Here is a 21,237-nt window from a genome sequence, read left to right as displayed (position 1 = left end):
CAATTTACGAGCTGGCTCAGATACGCACGACCAGTTTCCCGTGCGCGCGATTGCCTTCAATCCACGTATGCGCCTCCCGAACTTCGTCGAAGGCAAACGTATGTTGCAAATGCGATGGCAAGCGCTTTGCGGCGATGTCGTCGGCGATCCGGCGCAGCGGTGCATGCGTGAGCGGCAGCGCCTCGGAGCCGAACAACTGACTCGGGAAGAAGGACAGCCGGACCGCAGGCGGCAGATCGGTCATCAGATTGAGATTCTCGAGCACCGGCGGCCCGGCGAGCAGCCCGATCACGGTCACCGCGCCAAAGGGCCTCAGCGTCTTCGCGGTATCGCGCAATGTCGCCGCACCGACGACTTCTAGCGCCGCATCGATCCCGTGAGGCCGAAGGCGCAGGACATCATCCGCGACGTTGCCCGCATCAATGATCACGTGCTCGGCACCGGCGGCGTGAAGCTGCTCCGCATGATCGGGCGAGCGCGTTGTCGCGATGACGTGCAACCTCGACGCTTTCGCATAAGTTACCGCCGCGAGGCCGACCGTCGATGTCGCGCCGCGCACGAGCAGCGTTTGCCCCGCATCGATCGACAGGCTGTGGGTCAGCGCTCCCCAGATTGTCAGATATGCCTGAGGAAGCGCGGCAAGCTCCTCCCACGACAGATCAGTGCCGTCGAGATCGACTACGTTGGCGCGCAACACGGTGACCTCCTCGGCATAACTGCCGTGACGGGTGAATTGCAGCCCGCCCATTGCGGTGGCGACGCGTTGCCCGACGCGGAACGTGCCCGACGGATCCTCGGCAATTTCCCCGACGGCCTCGATGCCGGGTACCCGCACGCCTTCGATCGGCCCCATCTTGCCGGCGCGCAGATAGACTTCCCCGCGGTTGAGGCCAAACGCACGTACGCGGATGCGAACTTCGTCCGCTTGTGGAGCAACAGAGGGGATGTCACGGAGTTGCAGGACTTCGGGGCCACCGATACGGTCAATCACATAGGCTTTCATGGCGCATGTCCTTTCAGGTGGAGTCCGTATGATTCGGCGCGACAGGGCGCCGATCAGGTCACTAGGTCGATTCGAAGCCGTTCAGGCTAGAGACACCACGTCGGTGACAGCCTTTCTCGGTTTCTGCGGCCAGTTGCCGGGCGCTGCGTAGCCGACTGTCACGAGCATGACGGGCACGTCGGTCGCCTTCAAATCAAACGCCGCCGATACGCCCGCGGGATCGAACCCGATCATCGGACCGGATGCGAGCCCGCGCTCTTCTGCAACAATCATCAGCGTCATCGCGGCGAGCGATGCAGAGCGCACAGCCTCGTCGCGTTGCATTACCGGATTGGTTCCGTACATGTTCTGTGCCGCTGCAATCCAGCCGTCGTAGATCGCCTGATCGACAATCTCGGCATCGAGCGAAGGCCTTAGAGCGGATGGCAAGGTGAGATGCGGTTCCAGCGTCCCGCAGACGATGAACGTCACCGCGGCATCGACGACCTTCTGCTGGCCGTAGGCAATCGGCAGCAATTTGGCTTTTCCTTCCGCGCTACGTACGGCAATAAACTTCCAGTTCTGGAGATTGAAGGCGGACGGAGCGGTCGTGGCAAGACTGATTAATTCTTCAATTTGCCGATCGCCGAGTGTGCGAGCAACGTCATAACGATTGGTCGAAACTCTTGATTTCAAGAGCTCTGCGAAACGAGACATGCTTAACCTCCTGGCGTATTTAAGGAAGAATGCGTGAGCAATATACCTGCTGAAACTGCGCAGGGAATTGCGATAACCTGTAAAAAAGTGTCGCCTTATTTAAGGGGAACAAAATGGATTCGAATGCAGTCGAGATGTTCTTAACGTGGCATAAAGCAACTCGAAAGTAAGCTTTTGGTTCAGTTTCTGAAACGTTCAGTGCGCGGCACGCGATTGAAGGGGATGCGACCATGCTGGGCACGTAAAGAAAAACGCCACGCCCAGAAATCCGGGAGCGTGGCGCGAGTCGAGAGGATTTAGACCGTGTTAGGAATTTATTATTCAGGTTTGCGAAATTAAATTGAACTCATTTGGTTTGGCTGCCGCAAAGCGCGGCCTCAAAAGTTCACCGTCACCGTAATCGTATCCGTATAACGCCCAGGCGTTTTTGCGGGCTGCGGCGGCACAAGTCCGTACACCGTGAATTGGCGCGTCGTGCCCGAGCTCGTGGAGACTAGCCGCCATGTGCCGTTCGTGCCGTCGGCCCAGATCTGCGTGCGGGCCGAATCCAGATAGAGCTGATAGTCGATCGTGTCGGCGCCGCTGTCGAGCAGCAGCTTGCGCTGGGTGACGCTGCCGCCCGGCGTCGTGCCGGCGTCGAGTTCGATGGCGTAGTTCAGCCCGGCAGTGCAGGTGACCGTGAGCGAGCTCGTGGCCAGCAACGGCTTCCTGAGCAGGCGTGCGTTGGCGAAACGCATCGGCGTCGCGCTGATGTCGCAGTCGCTGCCCACGGTCGCCGTCACCATGAACGGGGCCGTCGTGTACGGCGCGGTCGACGTCGCGCAATTCGGCGGCGTGCCGCTGTAGCCGATAAACACGAAGTAGGTGTCCGTCGCCGAGAATGCCTGCGTGTAGGTGCCGACCGGCACGTTCTGGTTCGGCGGTATGCGCCCATAGAACGGCTCGTTCGCCCACACCTGGCCGCCCTGATGAACGGGAAAGTCGAGAATCAGCGGCGTCGTGCTCGGCGCGGTCACCGATCCCCACACGCCGACGTGATCCGGATCGACGTACAGGTTGTAGTTGAGCGCCGCGCCGTCCGGGCCGAGCAACTGGCGCGGCGCGGTCGCGCTGATGTTCAGGCACATGCGGACCATCGGCGTCGTGTAGCCGCTGCACAGAATGTGGATGCCGCCGACGATATCCTCCGGCTCCGTGCGGATCGCGCTGATCGTGCCGAAGTTCGTGTAGCCGACCGAAAACGTGCAAGTCTGCGCGTTCGCCGCGTGATGCGCAAAGAGGAGCACGACCAGCACGGCCACCCATCGGGCGATGCAAAAAAGCCTGTACATGATGTCACCTCCCGTCGCTCCGGTTCGCGATACACGGCACCGGCCCGAGTTGCGCGAGCGTGCCGGCCGCGGGCGTTTCGTACGCGACGATCGCCGTGCAGTCGAGATCCTTGCCGCGGATCGTCACCGTGTTGCTCGCGTCGAGCTTGTCGAAGAATGCGATGCCGTCGTAGCCCACCGTCGCGGCCGCGCCGCTTGCTGTCGTCGCCGTCGCGCCGGCGGGCAGCGCGCGGCCGTTTGCATCGACGAAACTCACCGACGCGCCCCGGTAGCGCTCCATGCCGAAGTGCGCCAGCGCGCCCGAGCGACGCTCCGGCGCAATGTCCAGCCCCGTGCGCTCGATCCGCACGTCGGCGGGCAGCGCGAGCGGATCGATCGCGATCTGATTGCGCTGATAGGACGTCAGATCGGGCACGAGCAGATAGCCGCGCCGGTTCGTCGCGCCGACGAGGCGGTTTTCCTGCAGGACCGGCACCCTGGCGATGCCGTCGGACGAAACGAGCGCGAAGCCGTCGGTCAGTGTGCGCGACGGCAGCACCGTGCCGTCCATCACGACGAGTGCGCCCGCGGCTTCGGCGGTCGCCGTCGTCACGCCATTGAAGCGCTGCGCGGTCGCCTGGAAGTCGCCGAAGCTCGCCCGGTAGTTCGCGCCCGCGAACGCATGCCGGTAATCCGCGCCCGCGCCGCCCTGCACGGACCAGCCCCAGCCGCCGCTGAAATCCGCCGGGCGCGACGCAGTGACGTCCGCCGTCATGTGCCCGCCGTTCTGCGCGAGCGTCGTCGCGACCGATGTATTGCCGCCGAGCGCGATCGTCACGCCGATCGAGCCGCCCCACACGTCGCGCTGCAGGAAATCGCGATACGCGGTGGCGAACAGCGACCAGCGCCGGCCGAGCTGCGCGTTGTACGCGAGCGTCACGACGCGCGCGTGGCCCGCAAAGCTGTCGAGCGAATCGATATAGCTGAGGCTCGCCGACTGCCCGCGCCCGAGCGCGACGGACGCCGTGGACTGGTAAATGTGTTCGAAGAGCGACGTGCCCGACAACGCGCCGATATCGCGATAGCCGTCGGTCGCACGCGTCGCCTGAGCGGTGAACGAGAACTTCGGCCCGATGTACTGATAGCCGACGCTCAAGAGCGCGCCCGTCATGCCGCGCAGCCTGCTTCCCGCCGCGGCCGTGCTGATGACGCCCGCATTGCCGATGCCCACGATCGCGCCCGCGCCGCCGTTGGAGAGACCCTGGCCGCCTTCCGCGTGCGCCTGCAGTGTGAGCCAGTCGGACACGCCGTAGCTATAGAGACCGCTGAAGATCGGCGACGACTCGTAGTCGTTGGAACGGATCGTGTAGTTGTCGCGCAGAAAGCCGACATCGACCGAATAGTTCGACAAGCCTTTCGCGAGCAGCTTCGTATCGATGTAAAGCGGAATGCTCGTCGTCACGCGGCGACCGAGCGCATCGGTCACGACGACTTGCGCGACGCCCGCGCCCGTCAAGCTCGGCGGCTGCGAAATCTGAAACGGGCCGGGCGCTGCGTTGCCGCTGTATTGACGCAGGCCGTTGATATACAAATCCACGGCCGATGGCACCGCCGCCGAACCCGCGAATACCGGCAAGGGAAACGTGATCAGATCCGGACGCAGGCTGAAGTCGCGCTGCAACTGGATACCGGCGTAGCGCACCGAGCGCGACCACGCGAGCGAGCCGGAAATCGTATCGCCGACGGTCATCGTGAACAGCGTCGACGGGCGCGAATACGTCCAGTTGGTGTCGAGCCGCGTGTAGCGGTTCAGGCCCGTGCCGTTCAGATAAGTGCCCGTGTTGTCGAACACGCCGTAGTGCGTGAAAAAGCGCTGCTCGCTCCACACGCCGAACTGGTCATCGTGGACCTCGCCGACATTGCGCAGATACGAAATGTCGTAGTTGAGCACGAAGCCGGTGCCGGGCGTCGCTTTCGGCGTGGACGGCGTGCGATAGCCGATTCGTTGCGTGACGCGCCGCGCTTCGTCCACTTGCAGAATAGCCTGCTGTTTCGCGACGGAATAGTCGGCGCGCAGCCCAGGAATCGATGAAAGCGCCAGCCAGCCATCCCTGTCCGGCGTGAGGTCGTTGACGCGCACGCCCGCGTTTTCCAGCGTCGATGGCTCCGCGTACAACTGGCCGTCGCGCAGTTGGAACGTCACAGGTTCGCCGAGGCTCGCGCCATTGAGCACGATTTCGAGCACGAGCGTTTGCGCCGCCCCCGGCGGGCTCGCGGCCGGCATCGCGCGTGCGGCGCCGGCAAGATTCGGCATGTCGGCGGGCGGACCGCCGGTGATGTCGTCTTGCGCAACGACTTTCGACGAGATCACGCAGAGCGCAATGAACCCGCACGCGGCACGTACGCGAAGGGCAGGCCACGCAGGCATGGCGACTGGAACGTCCTTTGTTGCGCTTATCGACGATCATGTCGCGTGGCAAATTTAAATATCGCGTAGTTATGCGAAACAATTGAGTAGAGTAAAATCGTGGACAGGTCGCGAGCCTGTTTCCCGTTTGGCATGACTGCGCGGAAGGGTTCTTTATGGCGTGTCATCATCGTCTCCAGAGTCCGCTCGCGGGGGTCACTATGAAACAGTACGATTGCGCGCGGCCGACGCCATCAACCGGTCACTGCGCCGGTTCGATCCTCGCGTCCTGCGGCTTGCCGTTGACGCTCGCTTTCACGCCGCTAGCCGCGCCTTTCAGTTTGATGTCGGCGAGCGACCACGCGCGCACGCGGCCCGCGAGCACATAGCCGAGCAATCCGGAGGAAAGCGGCACGTCGCCGCTCGCCGTCCTGATGGTGATCGCGCTCAGTTGCGCATGCAGCTTGCCGCTGTTGCTCACGCGCAGGAACGGCTGACCGTTTTTCTGAACGATGGACCAGTGCAGCTCCGGCGCGCCTTCTTCGCCGGCAGCCGAAATAAAAAGGGGTACTGAGTATCGAAATCGAAACTGAACCGCGTTTGCGGTTTCCGCGCCCGCTGCGGGCAGTTCGTCGATCAAAAGCCGGTAGGTTCGCTCCGCGGGCGGCGCGGTGCGATCGACGCGGATCACGCGCACGACTTGCTTCGCGCCAGGCGCAATCGGCGCAATGGGCGGACTGGCGATCAGATCGCGCGTCGGGACGATCGATTCTTTCTCGTCGACCTGATCCCAACTGAAGACGCGCACTTGTGCATTGATGGGCTGATCGCCTTCGTTGCTCAATTCGATGGTCTTGCCGGCTTCGGTTGCATCGAGACGAATGGAGACGGGCGAAATCTGCAATGACGCGGCGTCCGGCGAGCTGGCGTGAAGCGCTAGCGAAACCGTTAGCGCGCAGAGGAACACGCGTCGCATCGTTGACCTCCGGATACTGGCCGACCGTCAGTCATTGATAGTGCGAATCACGCATGATGGCAAGCGCCGCGCATCGTGCTTCGATGAGCGTCTCAGAACGCAACGGTAGCCGTAACCGTCGACGTGTACGTATCGGCGGTGGGCATCGCTTGCGCGGGAACGCGGCCGTAGACGGTGATCGACTGGGCGTCGCCGTTGCCGGTGCCCGTCACGACGTCGCTGCCGGTCGTTTGACCCCAGACCTGCGTGTGGCCGGCGTCGCGATAGAGGTTGTACGTCACGGTGTCCGAACCCGTGGTGCCCTTGAGCAGGCGGTTGCTGATGTCCGAGCCCGTGGCCGAACCGGCGTCGAGCGCGACCGTGTACGGCGTGCCCTTCGTGCAGGTGACGGCGAGGCTGGTCGTCTGATCGAGATTGTTGTCGATCACGCCGGTCGTGCCGAAGTTCAGCGGATTCGCCGAAATCGCGCAGTCGGCCTCGACGGTGAGCGAAACCTGAAACGTGGCGCTCTTGGTGCCTGCGAACGAACTCGGCGCGACGGACAACGCGGCTGCACTCATGACGGCGACCATAGCGACTTTGGCGAACGTGATCTTCATGTTTGAACTCTCTCTATGTGGATGTCGGAAGGCTTGCCGTGGCGGGCGTGTTTCCGTTGCCCGTCGACATGTGAACAGATTAATGAGATGGGAATTGAGAGTGAATGCGACGATTCCTAAGTCGCGTACGCCTCTCCAAAACATGGTGTTGACGAAATCGAATCAAAGGCGAGCGCAAACGAAAAAGGGCGGCTTCGGGAAGTCGCCCTTCAATACGACACGCTGCTCAGAACACGACCGTGGTCGTGACGACATTCGGAACATCGTCGGCTGCATCGGGCGCGCCTTCATCGGCATTCGTGGCTTGCGCGGCGCGGCGGTGCGCGGCTCTGATCACTGCGGCCTGCGCGGAGTCGTGATCCAGCGCGTAGCGCGCGCCGGGCGTGTTGCTTTCACCCGCGAGCGCGCGCACGACTTTGCCGAACTTCGGTTCGAAGTCGCCGTCCTGCAGGACGTAAGGCGACGTGCGACCGCTGCAATTCACCGTGAGATCGCGCGGCGCGGAGCCGGCATCCGGCGTCACGGCCGTGACTGTGCACGTATCGTGAACGGTCAGTCCGACTTCGAACGACGCGGACCGGCCCGCCGCCCGCGCGCCCGGCATATCGAGCATCGTCAACACCGCGCACGCGATGAGCGTCGACGTGCCGCACAGCTTGCTCTTCATGATGAACCTCCGTATCCATTGCTTGCAATGCGCTCTCTTCGAACCGCGAGATGGCATCGACCGATGACAGAAAGTTACGTCAGACGAGCTTAAGAATAAATGAGATGACTCTTATTGAACGCGTTATTGCACAGTCGAGGCCCGATTGAAGGCAAGGATGTTATCGAAGCGTCGATTGAAGCGAATTGGCGTTTCGATTTGCGTCATCTTTTGGAAATGAGCGACTGGAATGAAACTCATCCGTTCTCGATTGACGATGTATTAAGTTAGATATACCAAGCAATATTTTTGGTGTATCGTCGAATTGCTGCCTGCCTGTCCGTACAGCTTGAACCTCGGCGTTTCATCTGCGACTCTTCACGGGAAAACTCGCGATGCACGGATATCGGCGCACATCGCTGCGCTCATCGTTTCGATTGTGGGAAGCGCGGCGCAATTCAGCCGCAAGCGGGCGTATCAGTCTTGCGTCCGGAAGCGCCCGCGCCGCATCCACTTCGTCGCGATCCATTTTTCGCCGCGTTCGACGGGCATGCCGGCATGCAGCGTCCTGGGATCGGTCTGGCCGAGCGCGTTCACATACTCGAAATACAACGCCGCGCCGCGTCGCGGATGAATGGTCAGGCCGATATCCGGGAACGTCGTGTCGCCACCGTCTTCCACCTGATTCAGATACAGAATCAGCGTTGCGATGCGCTGACCACCGCGTTGCATGTGGTGCTTGCTGCCTGCTTGTTCCTCAGGAAAGTAGTCGAAGTGCGGGCGATACTCGCCGCCCGCGCCGTAGCGCAGGATGTGCAAGTCTTCGCCATTCTCGACGGGCTGCTGCACGAGTTCGGCGATGCGGCGGTCGATGGTCGCGACGAGCGGATCGGTCGAACCGTTCACGAACGCGCCTTCGCTCTTGCGCGCATCGATCAGCACTTCACCGCCCGAGTCAGGATCGACCACCGACGAGCGCTGCACCCGTTCGCGGCCGATCTCGATCAACCGGTCGCATTCACGGGGGCTCAAGACATCGGCGAGCAGCGCGACGACGGGCTCATCGCAACTGAAGAGTTTCGACGACTCGCAATCGCTCGCGACGAGCACGCGGCCCGGCGGCAGCATCGGCTTGCCGTAGACGTAGTCGGCGGTTGCATCGTCATGCTGTCCGACTGCTTCGCCCGCGAGATGGCGGGCGAGTATCGAGCGCGCCGCATTCGGATGGAACGCGCTGGCGATCATCGCGTCGATCATCGATTGATGCGTGCATCCGCGCCGGAGGTTGTCGTCGAGCCAGGTCTGCCATGCGGCATCGAAACGGGGAATCGTGCTCATGTGGGCGTCGGGAGAAAGAGAGTGCGCCTCCATGGAAGCACAGGGCGGCGCGAAAGACAACGACGTTGTTGGAAACAAACGTAGCGACTGTTGTGCGCGCGGGCGCATGATTCCGATGCCGCCGTGCGCGATGCGAACCGTGCTTTGCGAATCACGTTAAAGGTCAGGCCATGCGACGCGCAGCGACGATCATCGTTTCGGCATCCGGTGTGCGCCGCTCGATCGGCTGCGCGCTCGCGTGCGGATGGATCGCGGCGGCGTCGACCGCGCACGCCGCCTCGATGCTCCGATGCGAAGGCGACGACAACTCGGTGAGCTACGTCAGCGTACACGCGGACAAGGCGAATTGCAGCCGCGTGAATATGTCGTGGCAATGGAGCCCACCCGTCGGGGCTTCGGGCGCGCAAGCGGACGCTAAGTCAGGCGAAAAGAAAGAGACGCCGCGCCTCGCGAGCCTGTCGCGACGGGAATCCACGACGCGCATCTACAGCTACGTCGAAGACGGCGTGCGTCACTATCTGACGCGCATGCCGGAACGCGCGCCGCGCGACGTGACAGTGATTCAGCTACATTTCATCGAGACCTGCCATCTCTGCGCGCGCGATGCGCCCGTCAACGTCGCGACGCTGCTGCTCGACCAACGCGCCTACCAGCAGGAGATCGACGCCAGCGCGGCTACGTTCGGCGTCGACAGTGCGCTCGTGCGCGCCGTCATCCACGCGGAATCGGCGTATCGGGCGAACGCGCTGTCGCGCGCGGGTGCGCAGGGGCTCATGCAACTGATGCCGTCGACGGCGCTGCGCTTCGGCGTTCGCGATCCCTTCGACGCCGCGCAGAACATCCGCGGCGGCGTGCAGTATCTTTCGTGGCTGATGAAACGCTTCGGCAACGATCTGGATCGCGCGCTCGCCGCCTACAACAGCGGCGAGGCGGCCGTCGACCGCTACGGCGGCGTGCCGCCCTATGCCGAAACCACGGCCTACGTGGCGCGCGTGAAGGCGCTCGCCGACCGCTATCGAAGCGGCCGGTGAGCGTGACTGTCACTTCGTGTTATCGACCTCCACCTTGCCGTTGAACATGACCTTGCCGCGGAAGAAGTAGTCGGTGCAGGCCTTGTAGTCGCCGGGCGTGAGCAGCGAGAAGGGCATCTGATAATCGACGATCTTGCAGCCCGTCGCGGGCTTGCCGTTGACCCACGAGTAGTCCTTGTCGAGATACGCCTTGATCGCCGCCGCCGATCCCTCCTGGAATCCGCGCATGTTGGCGCAGCCGAGCGGCTCGTCGGACGGAATCGTCACGCCAAGTTCTTTTGCGATTTCCTTGTACGCGTTGATGCGGTTCGTGACCTGCGGTCTTTCCGCGCCGCCGCCGCCGCATTCGATCCCGCCGTTGATGATGTACACCGTCGCGCCGAAGCCCGGTTTCATGTTGTTGGCGAGATCGACGCTGTTCGGCTTCCAGGTGCCGTCGATGGCCCAGGTCATCGGCGGTTTCGGCGTCTGCGGCGTGACGGCGAACCACGTCGCCGACGCGAAGTTCAGCCACGTATCCGCGACGTTTCCGGGGTTGTCGAGCAACGTGTTCACGTTACCGTAGAGCGCCTGTGAGAACGGGCCGAAGTTGTAATTCCATGACAGTTGCTTCGCGCCGCGCCCGAAGTAATCGAGATAGTTGCCCTGGGCGTTCTTCGCGCACGGATAGAAGATCCAGTTCGTCGCGTGCGATCCGGGTATGCACTGCTGATACGAGCCCACCGCCGAGCCTTCCTCATAGCCCGATTCGCGCAGGAACCACAGCGCCTGCTGCCAGAACGGAATCGGGGTGTCTTGCGGCATCGAGGCGAGCACGGCGTTGTTGTGATTCGGATCGGTGCGCGCCTGCGCGGGCGTGAGCGACGGCCAGTTCGCGCCGGTTTCCTGCGTGAAATGCGCGAACGACGTGGCCAACAGCTTGCGGCAGATCGCAACGGCGTCGCGTCCGTCGGTGTAGTCGGCGCAGTACGCGGGGAACTTGGCGATGCCGCGCAGGAAGTTCACGTACGAATACTTCACGTGCCGCACGGGGAAGAGCTTGTCGAACTCGGCTGCCGGGACGATCGACTCGACCCGCCGCACATTCGACGGATTCGCCGCGCGGCCGGGCACGACCGCGTTGACATCGGCATCGGGCAGGACGCGCTGGGCGTCGCGCAGGAGCGCGATCATCGGGCCATTCGCCTGATCGACGAGCGCCTTCTCGGACGCGGCCAACTGCGCGTCCGTGGGATAGCCGGCCGGGGCGGGGATGTAGGTGATTTGGGGTTTGTAGGATGCGGGTGTTGGGGTTGGCGCGGGCGTTGGCGTTGGTGTCGGTGTTGGTGTTGGGGTTGGCGCGGGCGTTGGCGTTGGTGTCGGTGTTGGTGTTGGTGTTGGGGCGGGCGTCGGTGTTGGTACAGGCGTGGGCGTAGGCGTCGGTGCCGGCGTAGGCGTGGGAGTAGGCGTGGGAGTAGGCGTAGGCGCGGGAGTAGGCGTACCGCCCGAGCACGCGCCCAAATCTTGCCAGGGTCCGTATGGACCGGATTGCGCCGGATTATCGCCCTTCGTCCACCACTTGCTCTGATAGTTGCGGCCGTTGTACGTCACGCGGGTTCCCGCGTTCGAATACACCGTCGCTGCCGCCCAAGCCGGAAAACATGACGATGGTGTCGGCGTCGGCGTCGGCGTCGGCGTCGGCGCAGGCGCAGGCGCAGGCGCAGGCGCAGGCGCAGGCGCAGGTGCAGGTGCAGGCGCAGGCGTCGGTCCCGCCGTGCCGACATCCCTCCACAGCGTCGGCGTACTCGACGGCGTCCATCCCGCTCCCGGATACGCCGTGTGCGTCTGCAGCGCCTGATAGATGCGCCCGTTGTACGTCACCATCGTGCCGGACGTATACGTGCTGCCTTCGCTCCACGCCTGTTGAGCGAGCGTCACGCTGGCCTGCAGCATCAGCGCGACCGGAAGCAGCGCGATTTTTCTTCGAATCGATAACATGTCGTTTCCTCCACGCGAGGCCGCCTCGCGCTATCGCCGGCTCATACTTCGCTCCGGAAAGTTTGTGAACTTCCACTCCTGATACGTCGGCTTCAAGGCGAAGCCCGCGTATTGATCGGGAAAGCCGTCTTTCTTCAACGGCTCGTCCCCCGATGCGCTGTACACGCCGTACAACTCGCCGCCCGGTCCGCGCTCGAAGAGCCATTCGCCGTTCGTCATCGGATCGGCATAGGGTTCGCGCAGAAAGCGCCGCACGAAAGACACGCGCGGATCGCGCAGCAAATCGTCAAAGCTCTTCGGATACGCGCCGCTCTGGTCCGCCTGCACGTAGGCGACGATCGCGCGGCGAATCGCATCGCCACGGCGCAGCAACTCGTCTTCCTTCGCGCGCTTGACCTGCGTCGTCCACACGGTGCCCACTTCCATCAAATAGATGCCGATGAGCGCCACGCATACCAGCGCCCACAACATGCCGAAGCCGCGCTGCCGGCCGCGCCGCCTACCAACTGCTGTAGTTCGTGCCATCTTTCGCCTTGCCTTTCGCGCCGCTGCGCACGTTGTAGACGCCCGGCGTGCCGTCGGCGGGCTGCTCGACCGTCCATGCCGTGCGGCTCTGCGCGACCGGGTCCATCGGGACTTCGCGCAGATAGCGCTTCTGCACCAGCTCGTCGAGCGTTTGCGGATAACGCCCCTGGTCCGCGCGAAAGTGATCGATGGAATCGCGCATCGCGGCGAGGTTCTGATGCAGCACCGTCTCCTTCGCCTTGTCCGCCTGGCCGAAGTAGCGCGGCACGACGAGCGTGAGCAGCGTCGCGATGATCGCCAGCACCACCAGCAGTTCAATCAGCGTGAAGCCGCGCCGAATCTTTCTCCACATCGCGCTCACCATTTGCGATAAGGAATGCCGTTGAGCCCGGCTCCTTCGGATAACGAATAGACGTCGTAGACATCGTTGCCTTCGCCCGGCGACTCGGGCGGGCTCGCGTAGCTGCGCTTGCCCCAGGTCTGCTCGTCCGATTTGCTCGGGCAATCGCACATCGGATCGCGTGGAACGCGTCGCAGGAAATAGATGCGCGCGCCCGCCGGACTGGTCTTGTCGACGACGCCCGCCACCAGCGTGTCGAGCTTCGGCGGATAGCCGGAGTCGCCGGGCGCGCGATCGAACTTGCCGGCGTCGCCGGCGGCCTTATAGGCATCGATGGCATCGCGGATACTCCAGAGCGCGCGCCGCAGCTCGTCTTCCTTCTGCCGTTGCGCGGCGATCTGCACGAGCGGCGCGGCCACCGTCGCCAGAACCGCGAGGATGGCGAGCGTGACCAGCATCTCGATGATCGTGAAGCCTCGTTGCATGGCGTGCGGTCCGCATGTCGGTCAGGGCTGGGTGAACGGCGGCGTTTCGCCGCCGGGCGGCTGCTGCGGCGCGACCGGCAGCAGGAATGCCGCGGGCGGCGGCGCCGGGACGGGCGGCGGCGCGGGCGGCGGCAGCGAAGGCGCGGCGGGCGCGGCGGGCGGGACCGCCGCGGGCGGCGGCAATGACGGCGTCATGCGCACGCTGTCGTTCGTCGCAATGACATTGCGATCCGTCGAGATGCGCGTCTCCGTGCCGGAGTTGAACTGCATCACGTTGCCCGCGGGCGTCGCCTGATTGCGCACGATGCGCGGCGTCAGCAGCAGCACGAGTTCGGTCTGATGCTGGTCGTCGGCGCGCGTGCCGAAAATGCGGTCGAACACCGGAACGCGGCTCAGGCCCGGCCAGCCGCTGCCCGCCGAGCGCTCGTTGCGCTGTAGCAGGCCCGCGAGCATCTGCGTTTCGTTGTTGCGCACGCTCATCACGGTGTCGGCGGAGCGTGTGCCGATCTGATACGCGACGAGTCCCGTCGAGGTCGTGATCGTGTCCGTCACGTTCGACACCTCCATGTGCAGCTTGACCTGCACTTCGTCGTTGCCGGCGATCACGGGCGCGACTTCGAGCGTCAGCCCGACATCCTGATAATTGATGCTTTCCGAACTGAAGTTGCTGGACAGCGTCGTCGTGACGACGGGCAGCCGGTCGCCGATCAGCACCTTCGCCTTTTCGCGGTTGCGCACGCGGATGCTCGGATTCGCAAGCGTCTTCGTCTTGCCCTGGCTTTGCAGGAAATTGATGCCGAGCGGCCCGATGCGCACGAGCACGTCGCCGCTGTTCAGGCTGCGCAATTGCGCAAGCGTGAGCGTGCCGGCTTCTCGTGGCGTCGTGTTCGGATCGTCCGGCACCGGCTGCAGCGCGAAGTTCGCGCCGTTCGGCCAGTTGATGCCGAGATTCAGCAGGTCCGACGACGTCACTTCGAGAATCTGCGCATCGATGACGACTTCCGCGGGCGACACGTCCAGCGCCTTGATGATGCGTTCGGCCACTTTCACGGTATCGGCCGAGTCGCGCATGATGATCGCGTTGGTGCGCTCGTCGAGCACGGCGTCGCGCGTCTTGACCATCTGCTTGAGCGAGGCGAGCACCTGCGCGGCCTGCGCGTTCTCGAGATAGAACGTGCGCACCACGAGATCCCTGTATTCGGTTTCCTTGTCCGGGCGTTTCGGGTAGATGAGCACGGCGTTGCCGTTCACGACCTTGCTCGCGAGCTGATTGGCCTGCAGGACCATCGAGAGCACCTGCTTCACCGGCGTGTTGCTCGCGAAGATGGTCGTCGGCGCAGTGGCCTGCACGTCGCGATCGAACGTGAAGTTCAGGCCCGTGATGTTCGACACGAGCTCGAAAATGCTGATGAGCGGCTGATCGCGGAACTGCACCGTGATCGGTTGATCGAGATCCTTGTCCAGCTTCGGCGCGAGATCCTGTCCCTTCGGCGTGACGATCGAATCGCGCAGGCGCGCGGCGCGGGCGTTGCCGGGCTGTTTCGCGAGCACGTCGTTGAGAATGCCGAGCGCTTCCTGCGGCTGATCCAGATAGATCGTGCTGGCGTACTGCACGGCGGTATCGATCGGCGCCTGCTTCCCGATCCACTCGATCATGCTGCGCGCGGCGTCGTCGCCGGGCGCGGCTTCTTGCGCCTTGCGCGCCCACGCGAGCGCCTGCGCGGAATCGCCCGCGCGATAAGCGACCGTCGCGCGATTCAGATAATCGACTTCCAGCCGCCGCCGCAAGCTCAGATACCAGCTTCGAATCTCGAGATCGTCGGGATATTGCGCGGTCTGCTGCGCGAGCAGATCGAGCTGCGCGTCGGGCGTCATGTTCGACAGCGTGTTTTCCAGCCCCTTGCGATGCATCTCGCTCGCGCAGGCCGTCAGAAGCGACAGCAAGGTCAGGACCGTGATCTTCTTGAGCCGGCTCATTTCAGTTCTCCGAGCGCGAGCACTTGGCGGCGCTTCAACGGCAGGTAGGTGAGCTGCACTTGCTTTCGGTCGATGTCCTCGATCTGGTATGCGTTGAGCATCACGTCGCCCTTTTTCAGGAACCCCTTTCGGTCGCAGTTGGCGCACAGCGAGAATTCGCGCCCGGCTCCGGACAGCAGCACGTAGAGCACGCCACGCTGATCCAGCCAGAGCGAGCGCACGACGAACGGCAGCGGCGGCGGCTCGGGCGGAGGGGGTGGCTTCAGCGGCTTGGGCGGAGGCGGCGGCGGAGGCGGAGGAGGTGGCTGCCAGTTCTGAGCCGGAAAGATATCGACGGCGGTGGGCGGCGCGGCATTCGCCGTCGCGACGGCGCTCGCCGCGGAAGCTGGGTTTGGCGAAGCGGCCGCCGCTGGCTTTCGCGACACGGCCGCGGGCAGTTCGGGCGCTTCATCCGCCGCGCCGTGAAAGTACGCGTACACGATCAGCCCGAGCGTGGCCACGAGGAGCGCGAGCAGCGGGCGCGATACCTTCAGCGTGCGGACGTCGAGCCGGTTCATTTCGATGCCTCGACGAGAAACGCGCATTGCAGATGCACATCCAGTTGCGTCACGCCGATATTCGGCCGCGCGATCGTGAGCCGCTCGCAACGCAGCCCCGGCATCGTGCGCAATTCGGACAGGAAGACGCGAAATTGCAGATACGTGGCCGCAAACGTCGTCTCGACGACATAGCGCCTGAGCGACGAGTCCTTGTCCGGCGCCGCGAGCTGATACGTGATCTGCGGCAGCGAGATGCCGTTCTTCGCGGCGATCGCGTGCAGGCTGTGCAGGAAGATGAAATAGCGCTGCTCGGCGCTGAAAGGCGCGACCGCCTGATCGGGCGATGGCGGCGGCGGCAGCTTCAGCTTCGCGGCGCGCGCATCGAGGTCGGCTTCGCGCGCGGCGATGTCGTTGTGCAAGGGCAGAATCTGCACCAGCGCGATGACCGCCGCCGCGCCGATCAGCAGTATCGCGAGCGCGCCGACGATGCCGAGCCGCCATTGCGCGCGGCGCAGTTCCCAGACGAGGCGGCTCATTTCGGTGCTCCGCCGGACGCGCCGGATGCCGCTGCGGCCGCGCTCGCGGGCCCGGATGCCGCCACGACCGGCCGCCCGAAGAACGGCCGCCACGTCAACTCGATCGCCGTTTCCACCGACGTCATCGGCGCTCCGGCCTTCTCGGTCTGCCGCTTCACGGTGACGCTTTCGGTGCTCGGCTGCGCCTGAAGCCAGTCCGCGTAAGAGAGCGCTTCCTGCGCCGAGCGCGTCTCGAACTGCATGTTGATGGTCCGCGACGCCGTCGCGATGTCGAGCGACAGCAGCGCGATACTCGGATTCCATCCGCCTTCGACGAGCGCGCGCGCCGGTTCCGCCGCATAACGCTGCTGCGCCATGAGTTGCGCGGCATGCGCATCGCCCGAATTGCGGTGCGCATTGCTGATGGTCCTGAACGTCTGCTCCTGCTTCGCGACCGCGCTTTCGCGTTCGTCGAGCGCTTCGCCTTGTTCCGTGAGCGTGTCGACATATTGCATCGTCAGGATCAGCACGACGATGCCGGCGAGGAGCGCGACCAGTCCCGGCACGGCGTCCGTCCGGTTCGGGCGATGCAGGTTCAGCGCGGGCGCTTTCATGCCGATGCGTCCCAGGGCGCCGCGAGCCACTCGACCTGTGCTGCGTTCGCGATCCATCGATCCGCCGCGCCAGGGCCGATCACGTAGCGGCGCTCGGGCGCATCGGCGTTGCAGAGCGCGAAGGCGTCGCGCCAGAGATCGTCGAGCGCGCCGGGCACGGGCAGGGTGACAAAGCCGGTCCAGCCGCCATCGCGCCTGAAGCCGATATGCGCAATCGCCGCCGCGCCCGCGGTTTCCTCCAGTCCGGCAATCGCGATCGCGCCATCGCGAATGCGCCGCGCGTGCCGGTGGAGCGCGAACGTGTAGCCCGGCTCGATGCCCGCGAGCTGCAGCTTGCGCGCCTTGCAGATGCGTTCGATGCCTGCGCAGAACGCTTCGGACATCGCGGCGGCGAGGCGGCCTCGTCCCCATACGCCGTCGCTCACGGCATAGCGCCACGGCTCCGCGCCCGCGCCCGCCTGAACCGCCTGCATGCGCGCGGCCGAAACCCAGTCGTCCGGCTTCGGAAGCGGCTGCCACGGCAGCGCGTGATAGCGCACGAACGGCGCGCCGACGATCACGCGCAACGCATGCAGGCCGGGCCGCGCGGGTGCGGGCGCGAGCGCTTCGATGGCTTTGAGCGCGGCGGCGACGTCGCCCGCGGGCGAGAGCGGCGTCGTGACCGGCGAATCGAGCGCGTGGGCGCGTTCGCCGTCGATCCAGAGCGTCGTGCGCGAAAACATCGACGGCTTCCTGAGCGTCGGCCGTTTCGACGCCGCTCTGCGCAGCGCATCGAGTTGATCTGTGAAGCGCGACATCATCCACGATGACGCTTGCACCGAGTGCGACGCGACGAGCCGGTCCGAGAAGTCCGATAAGCGCGTCATGGCTCAAACCTCGACCATCGTGACGCGGTTCACTTCGGCGAGCGTCGTGCGGCCATCCGCGACGGCGCGCAGCGCGATCTGCCGGATCGGCACGAAACCGCTCGACAGCGCGAGTTGCTTCAGCTCCATGATCGGCCGCCGCTCGACGAAACATTGCTTGATGGCGTCGTTCAGGCGCAGCACCTCCGCGATCGGCTGACGCCCGAGATAGCCCGTGCGCCGGCACGCCTCGCACCCAGCGCCCTTGCGAAAGCGCCATGCCGCGACTTGCTCGCGCGTGAGGCCGGAAGCGCGCAGCGTGGCGTCGTCGGGCGGCGCGTCGTCACGGATGCAATGCGGGCAGTTCCTGCGCATGAGGCGCTGCGCGACCGCGCCGAGCAGGGCGTCCACGAAGCTGTGCATGTCGACGCCCATGTGCAGGAAGCGGTCGAGCACGGAAAACACGTTGTTCGCGTGCACCGAGGTCAGCACGAGATGGCCCGTCAGCGCGGCCTGCACGGCGATGCCCGCCGTTTCGCCGTCGCGGATTTCGCCGACGAGAATCTTGTCCGGATCGTGGCGCAGGATCGAGCGCAGGCCGCGCGCGAACGTCAGCCCTTTCTTGTCGTTGATCGGAATCTGCAAGACGCCGCCCAACTCGTATTCCACCGGATCTTCGATCGTGATGATCTTTTCGTCGCCCGTGTTGATCTCGGTGAGCGTCGCGTAGAGCGTCGTCGATTTGCCCGAGCCGGTCGGGCCGGTCACGAGCAAAAGGCCGTAGGGCTCGTGCGCGATCGCGCGGATCGCATCGACGATTTCCGGCTCGTGGCCGATCGCGTCGAGCCTGAGCGTCGTCGATCCGGCCTCGCCGCGCTGCTTGTCGAGCACGCGCAAAACGGCGTCCTCGCCATGTATCGACGGCATGATCGAGACGCGAAAATCGATTTCGCGCTGGTTGATCAGCGCCTTGAAGCGCCCGTCCTGCGGAATGCGCCGCTCGCCGATATCGAGATCGGCCATCACCTTCAGCCGCGACAGAACCTGCTCGGCCGTATCGACGCCCGGCGCGGCCGCAGTCTCCTGCAACACGCCGTCGATGCGGTATTTGATGACGAGCCCCGTCGCCGTACTCTCGATATGAATATCGGACGCGCGCGCCTTCAGCGCGTCGTACAGCGACGAATTGACGAGCCGGATCACCGGATGCACGTCGGATGCGAGTGTCGCGAGCGTGATTTCGACGCCCGCATCCGCCGTCGCCGCCGACTGGCTGCCGACATCGATCTGCGTGAGCGCCTGATGAGCCGATTCGTGCAGCGCGAGATACGCCATCAACTCGGTGGGCACGCAAAACGCGAACGCGAACGGCTTTTTCACGCGATGCATCGCCCACGCGCGCAGGTTCGGATCGAAGGGATCGGCGAGCACGAGCCAGAGCCGGGCATTGTTGCCGGCGGCGAGCAGACAGCGGCGCGCCATGGCTTCGCCGAAGGGCAGCAGATCGAAGCGCGGCTCGAGCGTTTCGAGCGCTTCGGCGCTGAAGGCGGCGAGGCCGATTGTCTGCTTCACCTTGTTCAGATAATCGGCGGGATCGTGCCCGGCGTCGTCCCAGAACTGTTGCTGCTTCGGGCGCAGCGCGCGCACGGGCGATTGGTCCATCGGGGTCGTCTGTGCCATGTTTTACCCCACGCTTCCGGCAAGTTGGAAGATCGGCATGTAGAGCAAAAAAATGATCGTCCCGACGACGCCGCCCACGACCAGCATCAGCACCGGCTCGACGACGCGCATCAGCGTGTCGATGGCGCGATCGAGTTCTTCGTCGCAGAATTCGGCCGAGCGCGTGACCATGCCCGCGAGTTCGCCGCTCTGCTCGCCGACGCGAATCAGCCGCTCCGCGACGGGCGTCGTCAGGTTCGCGGCGGGCAGCGCGCGGGACAGCGCCTGGCCCGCGCGGATGTCGTCGAGCGCCTGCGCAAGCGCGGTCTGCATCTGCGGCGGCAGCAGTTGCGCGGCAAGCTCCATCGACGCGACCACCGACATGCCGCCCGCGAGCAACAGCCCGAGCGTGCGATAAAAGCGCGTCAGGGCGAAAAGCCGCTGATAGCCGGCGAGCTTCGGCAGGCGCAGAAACGCCGCGAACAGCTTGCCGCGCACGGCCGGACTCCTGAGCGACCAGCCCGCGCCGGCGAGCAGGGCGAGCATCGCGGCGAGCAGCACGCCGCCGTGCTTCTCGACGAGATTCCCCCACGCGAGCATCACGCGCACGGTGGGCGGCATGTCCTTCATCGTCGCGAAAACCTGGCTGAACTTCGGGACCACGTAGAACGCCATGAACAGGATGATCGACGCGCCGACCGCAATGACGATGGACGGATACACCATCGACGACACGACCTTCTTGCGCACGACCGCGAGCCGCGCGTCGTAGTGGTGATAGCGCTTGAGTGCTTCGGCGAGATGGCCGGTCTGCTCGGCGGATGCGACCGTTGCGACATAGAGCGGCGGAAAATGCGCCGGTTGGCGTTCGAGCGCGCGCGAGAGCGGCTCGCCCTCATAGAGTGCATCGACGATCGTTTGCAGGACCGTCCGGTTGAGGCCTTCCTTGCTCTTGTCGCGCAGCGTCTCGACGGTTTCGACGAGGCTCAGGCCCGCTTCGAGCAGCGCGATCAGCTCCTGCGTGAAAAGCGCGCGCTCGAACACCGGCTTCTTGAGCGAGAGCGAGAACCTTTTCTTGTCGACGGGCGTCGCCTCGATCAGCGCGAGTCCCATCGCGGCGACGCTCTGGCGCAACTGCGCTTCGTCGGCGGCGTCGAGATCGAGCTCTTGCGGGCCGCCGTCGGTGTCGACACGAACGCGATATCGCATGACAGCCACCGCGCCTGTCATTTGGCGACGATGTCGGCGTCCTCGCCGCTTCCGCCCGGTTTTCCGTCGGCGCCGTAGGTCATCAGGTCATAGTCTTTGCCGTTCTCGCCGGGGGACCGGTAGATGTACGGCTTGCCCCACGGATCGTTCGGAATCTGGCTGCTCATGTACGGGCCGTCCCAGCCCGCCGAGTTGCCGACGTTGGTCATCAGCGCGGGAAGGCCGGCCTCGGTGGCGGGATAGTGGCCCGTGTCGAGCCGATAGCGGTCGAGCGCGCTTTCGATGCCCTTCATCTGCGAGGCCGCCGTCTTGCTGCGCGCCTTGCCCACTTCGCCGAAGAGCTTCGGCCCGACATAGCCCGCCAGAAGCGCGATGATGAGCAGGACGACGAGCAGTTCGAGTAACGTGAAGCCGCGCCGGCGCAAGCTGAGACCAGGTCGCGCGAGTTGCGCCCTCAATGCGGACGAAGTGTTCTGCATGGCTGTCTCCCCTTGTTCTGTTGTGCTTTTCGTTCGCGCGCGACGGCAGTGCTTGTTGATTTCGCCG

Annotated in this window: 21 protein-coding genes and 1 pseudogene; 1 reads left to right on the top strand and 21 read right to left on the bottom strand. The window is 64.6% G+C overall.

From position 1 onward, the window contains the following. Window positions 1–16: 16 nt before the first annotated feature. From AWB70_RS10370 to AWB70_RS10335, 8 genes are all read right to left on the bottom strand, one after another. Window positions 17–1,003, bottom strand: a complete 987-nt coding sequence (locus AWB70_RS10370; RefSeq protein ID WP_053571801.1) for a zinc-binding dehydrogenase — start codon at window positions 1,001–1,003, stop codon at window positions 17–19. Window positions 1,004–1,084: 81 nt separating this feature from the next. After that, complete coding sequence (locus AWB70_RS10365; protein WP_053571802.1) at window positions 1,085–1,699, bottom strand: nitroreductase family protein; 615 nt, start codon at window positions 1,697–1,699, stop codon at window positions 1,085–1,087. A 377-nt stretch (window positions 1,700–2,076) separates the two neighbouring features. Beyond that, complete coding sequence (locus tag AWB70_RS10360) at window positions 2,077–3,030, bottom strand: Csu type fimbrial protein (RefSeq protein WP_053571803.1); 954 nt, start codon at window positions 3,028–3,030, stop codon at window positions 2,077–2,079. Window positions 3,031–3,034: 4 nt separating this feature from the next. Then, complete coding sequence (locus tag AWB70_RS10355; protein ID WP_053571804.1) at window positions 3,035–5,437, bottom strand: fimbria/pilus outer membrane usher protein; 2,403 nt, start codon at window positions 5,435–5,437, stop codon at window positions 3,035–3,037. A gap of 241 nt (window positions 5,438–5,678) precedes the next feature. Then, window positions 5,679–6,392 carry a fimbrial biogenesis chaperone gene (locus AWB70_RS10350; protein WP_063786752.1) on the bottom strand — a complete coding sequence of 238 codons (714 nt, stop codon included), beginning with the start codon at window positions 6,390–6,392 and terminating at the stop codon, window positions 5,679–5,681. Between the two features lie 92 nt (window positions 6,393–6,484). Beyond that, window positions 6,485–6,991: a Csu type fimbrial protein gene (locus AWB70_RS10345; RefSeq protein ID WP_045459514.1), complete on the bottom strand. Its 507-nt coding sequence runs from the start codon at window positions 6,989–6,991 to the stop codon at window positions 6,485–6,487. A gap of 226 nt (window positions 6,992–7,217) precedes the next feature. Further along, window positions 7,218–7,658 carry a hypothetical protein gene (locus AWB70_RS10340; RefSeq protein WP_053571806.1) on the bottom strand — a complete coding sequence of 147 codons (441 nt, stop codon included), beginning with the start codon at window positions 7,656–7,658 and terminating at the stop codon, window positions 7,218–7,220. Between the two features lie 456 nt (window positions 7,659–8,114). Then, entirely contained in the window at window positions 8,115–8,975 is an 861-nt protein-coding gene (locus tag AWB70_RS10335; protein WP_053571807.1) for a 2OG-Fe(II) oxygenase, read from the bottom strand. Between the two features lie 170 nt (window positions 8,976–9,145). On the opposite strand from AWB70_RS10335, the gene AWB70_RS10330 reads away from it, so the two are divergent. Continuing rightward, window positions 9,146–10,006, top strand: coding sequence for a lytic transglycosylase domain-containing protein (locus AWB70_RS10330; protein WP_235024197.1), 861 nt, complete (start codon window positions 9,146–9,148; stop codon window positions 10,004–10,006). Window positions 10,007–10,015: 9 nt separating this feature from the next. Here the strand turns inward: AWB70_RS10330 and AWB70_RS10325 are convergent, their stop codons facing one another. The 13 genes and pseudogenes from AWB70_RS10325 to gspG all read right to left on the bottom strand — a co-directional run bounded on the left by AWB70_RS10325 (window position 10,016) and on the right by gspG (window position 21,170). Continuing rightward, window positions 10,016–11,260 (bottom strand): chitinase, encoded by a 1,245-nt coding sequence (locus AWB70_RS10325; protein WP_510183501.1) that lies wholly within the window; start codon window positions 11,258–11,260, stop codon window positions 10,016–10,018. 309 nt (window positions 11,261–11,569) lie between these two features. Beyond that, window positions 11,570–11,869, bottom strand: a pseudogene (locus AWB70_RS39205) (carbohydrate-binding protein); the annotation flags it as partial. Between the two features lie 144 nt (window positions 11,870–12,013). Continuing rightward, the gene (locus AWB70_RS10320; RefSeq protein ID WP_063786753.1) at window positions 12,014–12,508 is read right to left on the bottom strand and encodes a type II secretion system protein; all 495 of its coding nucleotides are present in this window, start codon (window positions 12,506–12,508) and stop codon (window positions 12,014–12,016) included. Continuing rightward, window positions 12,483–12,860 carry a type II secretion system protein gene (locus tag AWB70_RS10315; protein WP_053572133.1) on the bottom strand — a complete coding sequence of 126 codons (378 nt, stop codon included), beginning with the start codon at window positions 12,858–12,860 and terminating at the stop codon, window positions 12,483–12,485. The genes AWB70_RS10320 and AWB70_RS10315 overlap by 26 nt, the downstream gene beginning before the upstream one ends. A 5-nt stretch (window positions 12,861–12,865) precedes the next feature. Beyond that, entirely contained in the window at window positions 12,866–13,333 is a 468-nt protein-coding gene (locus AWB70_RS10310) for a type II secretion system protein (RefSeq protein ID WP_053571809.1), read from the bottom strand. Between the two features lie 21 nt (window positions 13,334–13,354). Further along, a complete protein-coding gene (locus AWB70_RS10305; protein ID WP_053571810.1) occupies window positions 13,355–15,310 on the bottom strand; it encodes a secretin GspD/PilQ domain-containing protein in 1,956 nt (651 codons plus the stop codon). Next, a complete protein-coding gene (locus AWB70_RS10300; RefSeq protein ID WP_053571811.1) occupies window positions 15,307–15,867 on the bottom strand; it encodes a hypothetical protein in 561 nt (186 codons plus the stop codon). The genes AWB70_RS10305 and AWB70_RS10300 overlap by 4 nt, the downstream gene beginning before the upstream one ends. Next, window positions 15,864–16,385, bottom strand: coding sequence for a hypothetical protein (locus tag AWB70_RS10295; RefSeq protein WP_045459523.1), 522 nt, complete (start codon window positions 16,383–16,385; stop codon window positions 15,864–15,866). Before AWB70_RS10295 ends, AWB70_RS10300 begins: the two co-directional genes overlap by 4 nt. Continuing rightward, complete coding sequence (locus tag AWB70_RS10290; RefSeq protein ID WP_053571812.1) at window positions 16,382–16,978, bottom strand: hypothetical protein; 597 nt, start codon at window positions 16,976–16,978, stop codon at window positions 16,382–16,384. Before AWB70_RS10290 ends, AWB70_RS10295 begins: the two co-directional genes overlap by 4 nt. Next, complete coding sequence (locus tag AWB70_RS10285; protein WP_053571813.1) at window positions 16,975–17,844, bottom strand: hypothetical protein; 870 nt, start codon at window positions 17,842–17,844, stop codon at window positions 16,975–16,977. Before AWB70_RS10285 ends, AWB70_RS10290 begins: the two co-directional genes overlap by 4 nt. 3 nt (window positions 17,845–17,847) lie before the next feature. Continuing rightward, window positions 17,848–19,503, bottom strand: a complete 1,656-nt coding sequence (locus tag AWB70_RS10280; protein WP_053571814.1) for a GspE/PulE family protein — start codon at window positions 19,501–19,503, stop codon at window positions 17,848–17,850. 3 nt (window positions 19,504–19,506) lie between these two features. After that, complete coding sequence (locus AWB70_RS10275) at window positions 19,507–20,691, bottom strand: type II secretion system F family protein (protein ID WP_053572134.1); 1,185 nt, start codon at window positions 20,689–20,691, stop codon at window positions 19,507–19,509. A 17-nt stretch (window positions 20,692–20,708) separates the two neighbouring features. Further along, on the bottom strand, window positions 20,709–21,170 hold the full coding sequence (gene gspG / locus AWB70_RS10270) for a type II secretion system major pseudopilin GspG (RefSeq protein WP_053571815.1): 462 nt from the start codon (window positions 21,168–21,170) through the stop codon (window positions 20,709–20,711). Window positions 21,171–21,237: the final 67 nt, after the last annotated feature.

It is taken from the genome of Caballeronia cordobensis, from assembly GCF_001544575.2.
Taxonomy (GTDB): Bacteria; Pseudomonadota; Gammaproteobacteria; order Burkholderiales; family Burkholderiaceae; genus Caballeronia; species Caballeronia cordobensis.
Note: the sequence above shows the minus strand (reverse complement) of the source record. Positions and strands in the feature narration are given on the sequence as shown.

Excerpts from the sequence above, each read along its gene's own strand:
- AWB70_RS10275 (WP_053572134.1), bottom strand. The coding sequence starts at position 20,691 with ATGCGATATCGCGTTCGTGTCGACACCGACGGCGGCCCGCAAGAGCTC.
- AWB70_RS10290 (WP_053571812.1), bottom strand. The coding sequence starts at position 16,978 with ATGAAAGCGCCCGCGCTGAACCTGCATCGCCCGAACCGGACGGACGCC.
- AWB70_RS10295 (WP_045459523.1), bottom strand. The coding sequence starts at position 16,385 with ATGAGCCGCCTCGTCTGGGAACTGCGCCGCGCGCAATGGCGGCTCGGC.
- AWB70_RS10355 (WP_053571804.1), bottom strand. The coding sequence starts at position 5,437 with ATGCCTGCGTGGCCTGCCCTTCGCGTACGTGCCGCGTGCGGGTTCATT.
- AWB70_RS10285 (WP_053571813.1), bottom strand. The coding sequence starts at position 17,844 with ATGACGCGCTTATCGGACTTCTCGGACCGGCTCGTCGCGTCGCACTCG.
- AWB70_RS10305 (WP_053571810.1), bottom strand. The coding sequence starts at position 15,310 with ATGAGCCGGCTCAAGAAGATCACGGTCCTGACCTTGCTGTCGCTTCTG.
- AWB70_RS10350 (WP_063786752.1), bottom strand. The coding sequence starts at position 6,392 with ATGCGACGCGTGTTCCTCTGCGCGCTAACGGTTTCGCTAGCGCTTCAC.
- AWB70_RS10345 (WP_045459514.1), bottom strand. The coding sequence starts at position 6,991 with ATGAAGATCACGTTCGCCAAAGTCGCTATGGTCGCCGTCATGAGTGCA.
- AWB70_RS10280 (WP_053571814.1), bottom strand. The coding sequence starts at position 19,503 with ATGGCACAGACGACCCCGATGGACCAATCGCCCGTGCGCGCGCTGCGC.
- AWB70_RS10320 (WP_063786753.1), bottom strand. The coding sequence starts at position 12,508 with ATGGCACGAACTACAGCAGTTGGTAGGCGGCGCGGCCGGCAGCGCGGC.
- AWB70_RS10315 (WP_053572133.1), bottom strand. The coding sequence starts at position 12,860 with ATGTGGAGAAAGATTCGGCGCGGCTTCACGCTGATTGAACTGCTGGTG.
- AWB70_RS10370 (WP_053571801.1), bottom strand. The coding sequence starts at position 1,003 with ATGAAAGCCTATGTGATTGACCGTATCGGTGGCCCCGAAGTCCTGCAA.
- gspG (WP_053571815.1), bottom strand. The coding sequence starts at position 21,170 with ATGCAGAACACTTCGTCCGCATTGAGGGCGCAACTCGCGCGACCTGGT.
- AWB70_RS10310 (WP_053571809.1), bottom strand. The coding sequence starts at position 13,333 with ATGCAACGAGGCTTCACGATCATCGAGATGCTGGTCACGCTCGCCATC.
- AWB70_RS10335 (WP_053571807.1), bottom strand. The coding sequence starts at position 8,975 with ATGAGCACGATTCCCCGTTTCGATGCCGCATGGCAGACCTGGCTCGAC.
- AWB70_RS10300 (WP_053571811.1), bottom strand. The coding sequence starts at position 15,867 with ATGAACCGGCTCGACGTCCGCACGCTGAAGGTATCGCGCCCGCTGCTC.
- AWB70_RS10360 (WP_053571803.1), bottom strand. The coding sequence starts at position 3,030 with ATGTACAGGCTTTTTTGCATCGCCCGATGGGTGGCCGTGCTGGTCGTG.
- AWB70_RS10330 (WP_235024197.1), top strand. The coding sequence starts at position 9,146 with ATGCGACGCGCAGCGACGATCATCGTTTCGGCATCCGGTGTGCGCCGC.
- AWB70_RS10365 (WP_053571802.1), bottom strand. The coding sequence starts at position 1,699 with ATGTCTCGTTTCGCAGAGCTCTTGAAATCAAGAGTTTCGACCAATCGT.
- AWB70_RS10340 (WP_053571806.1), bottom strand. The coding sequence starts at position 7,658 with ATGAAGAGCAAGCTGTGCGGCACGTCGACGCTCATCGCGTGCGCGGTG.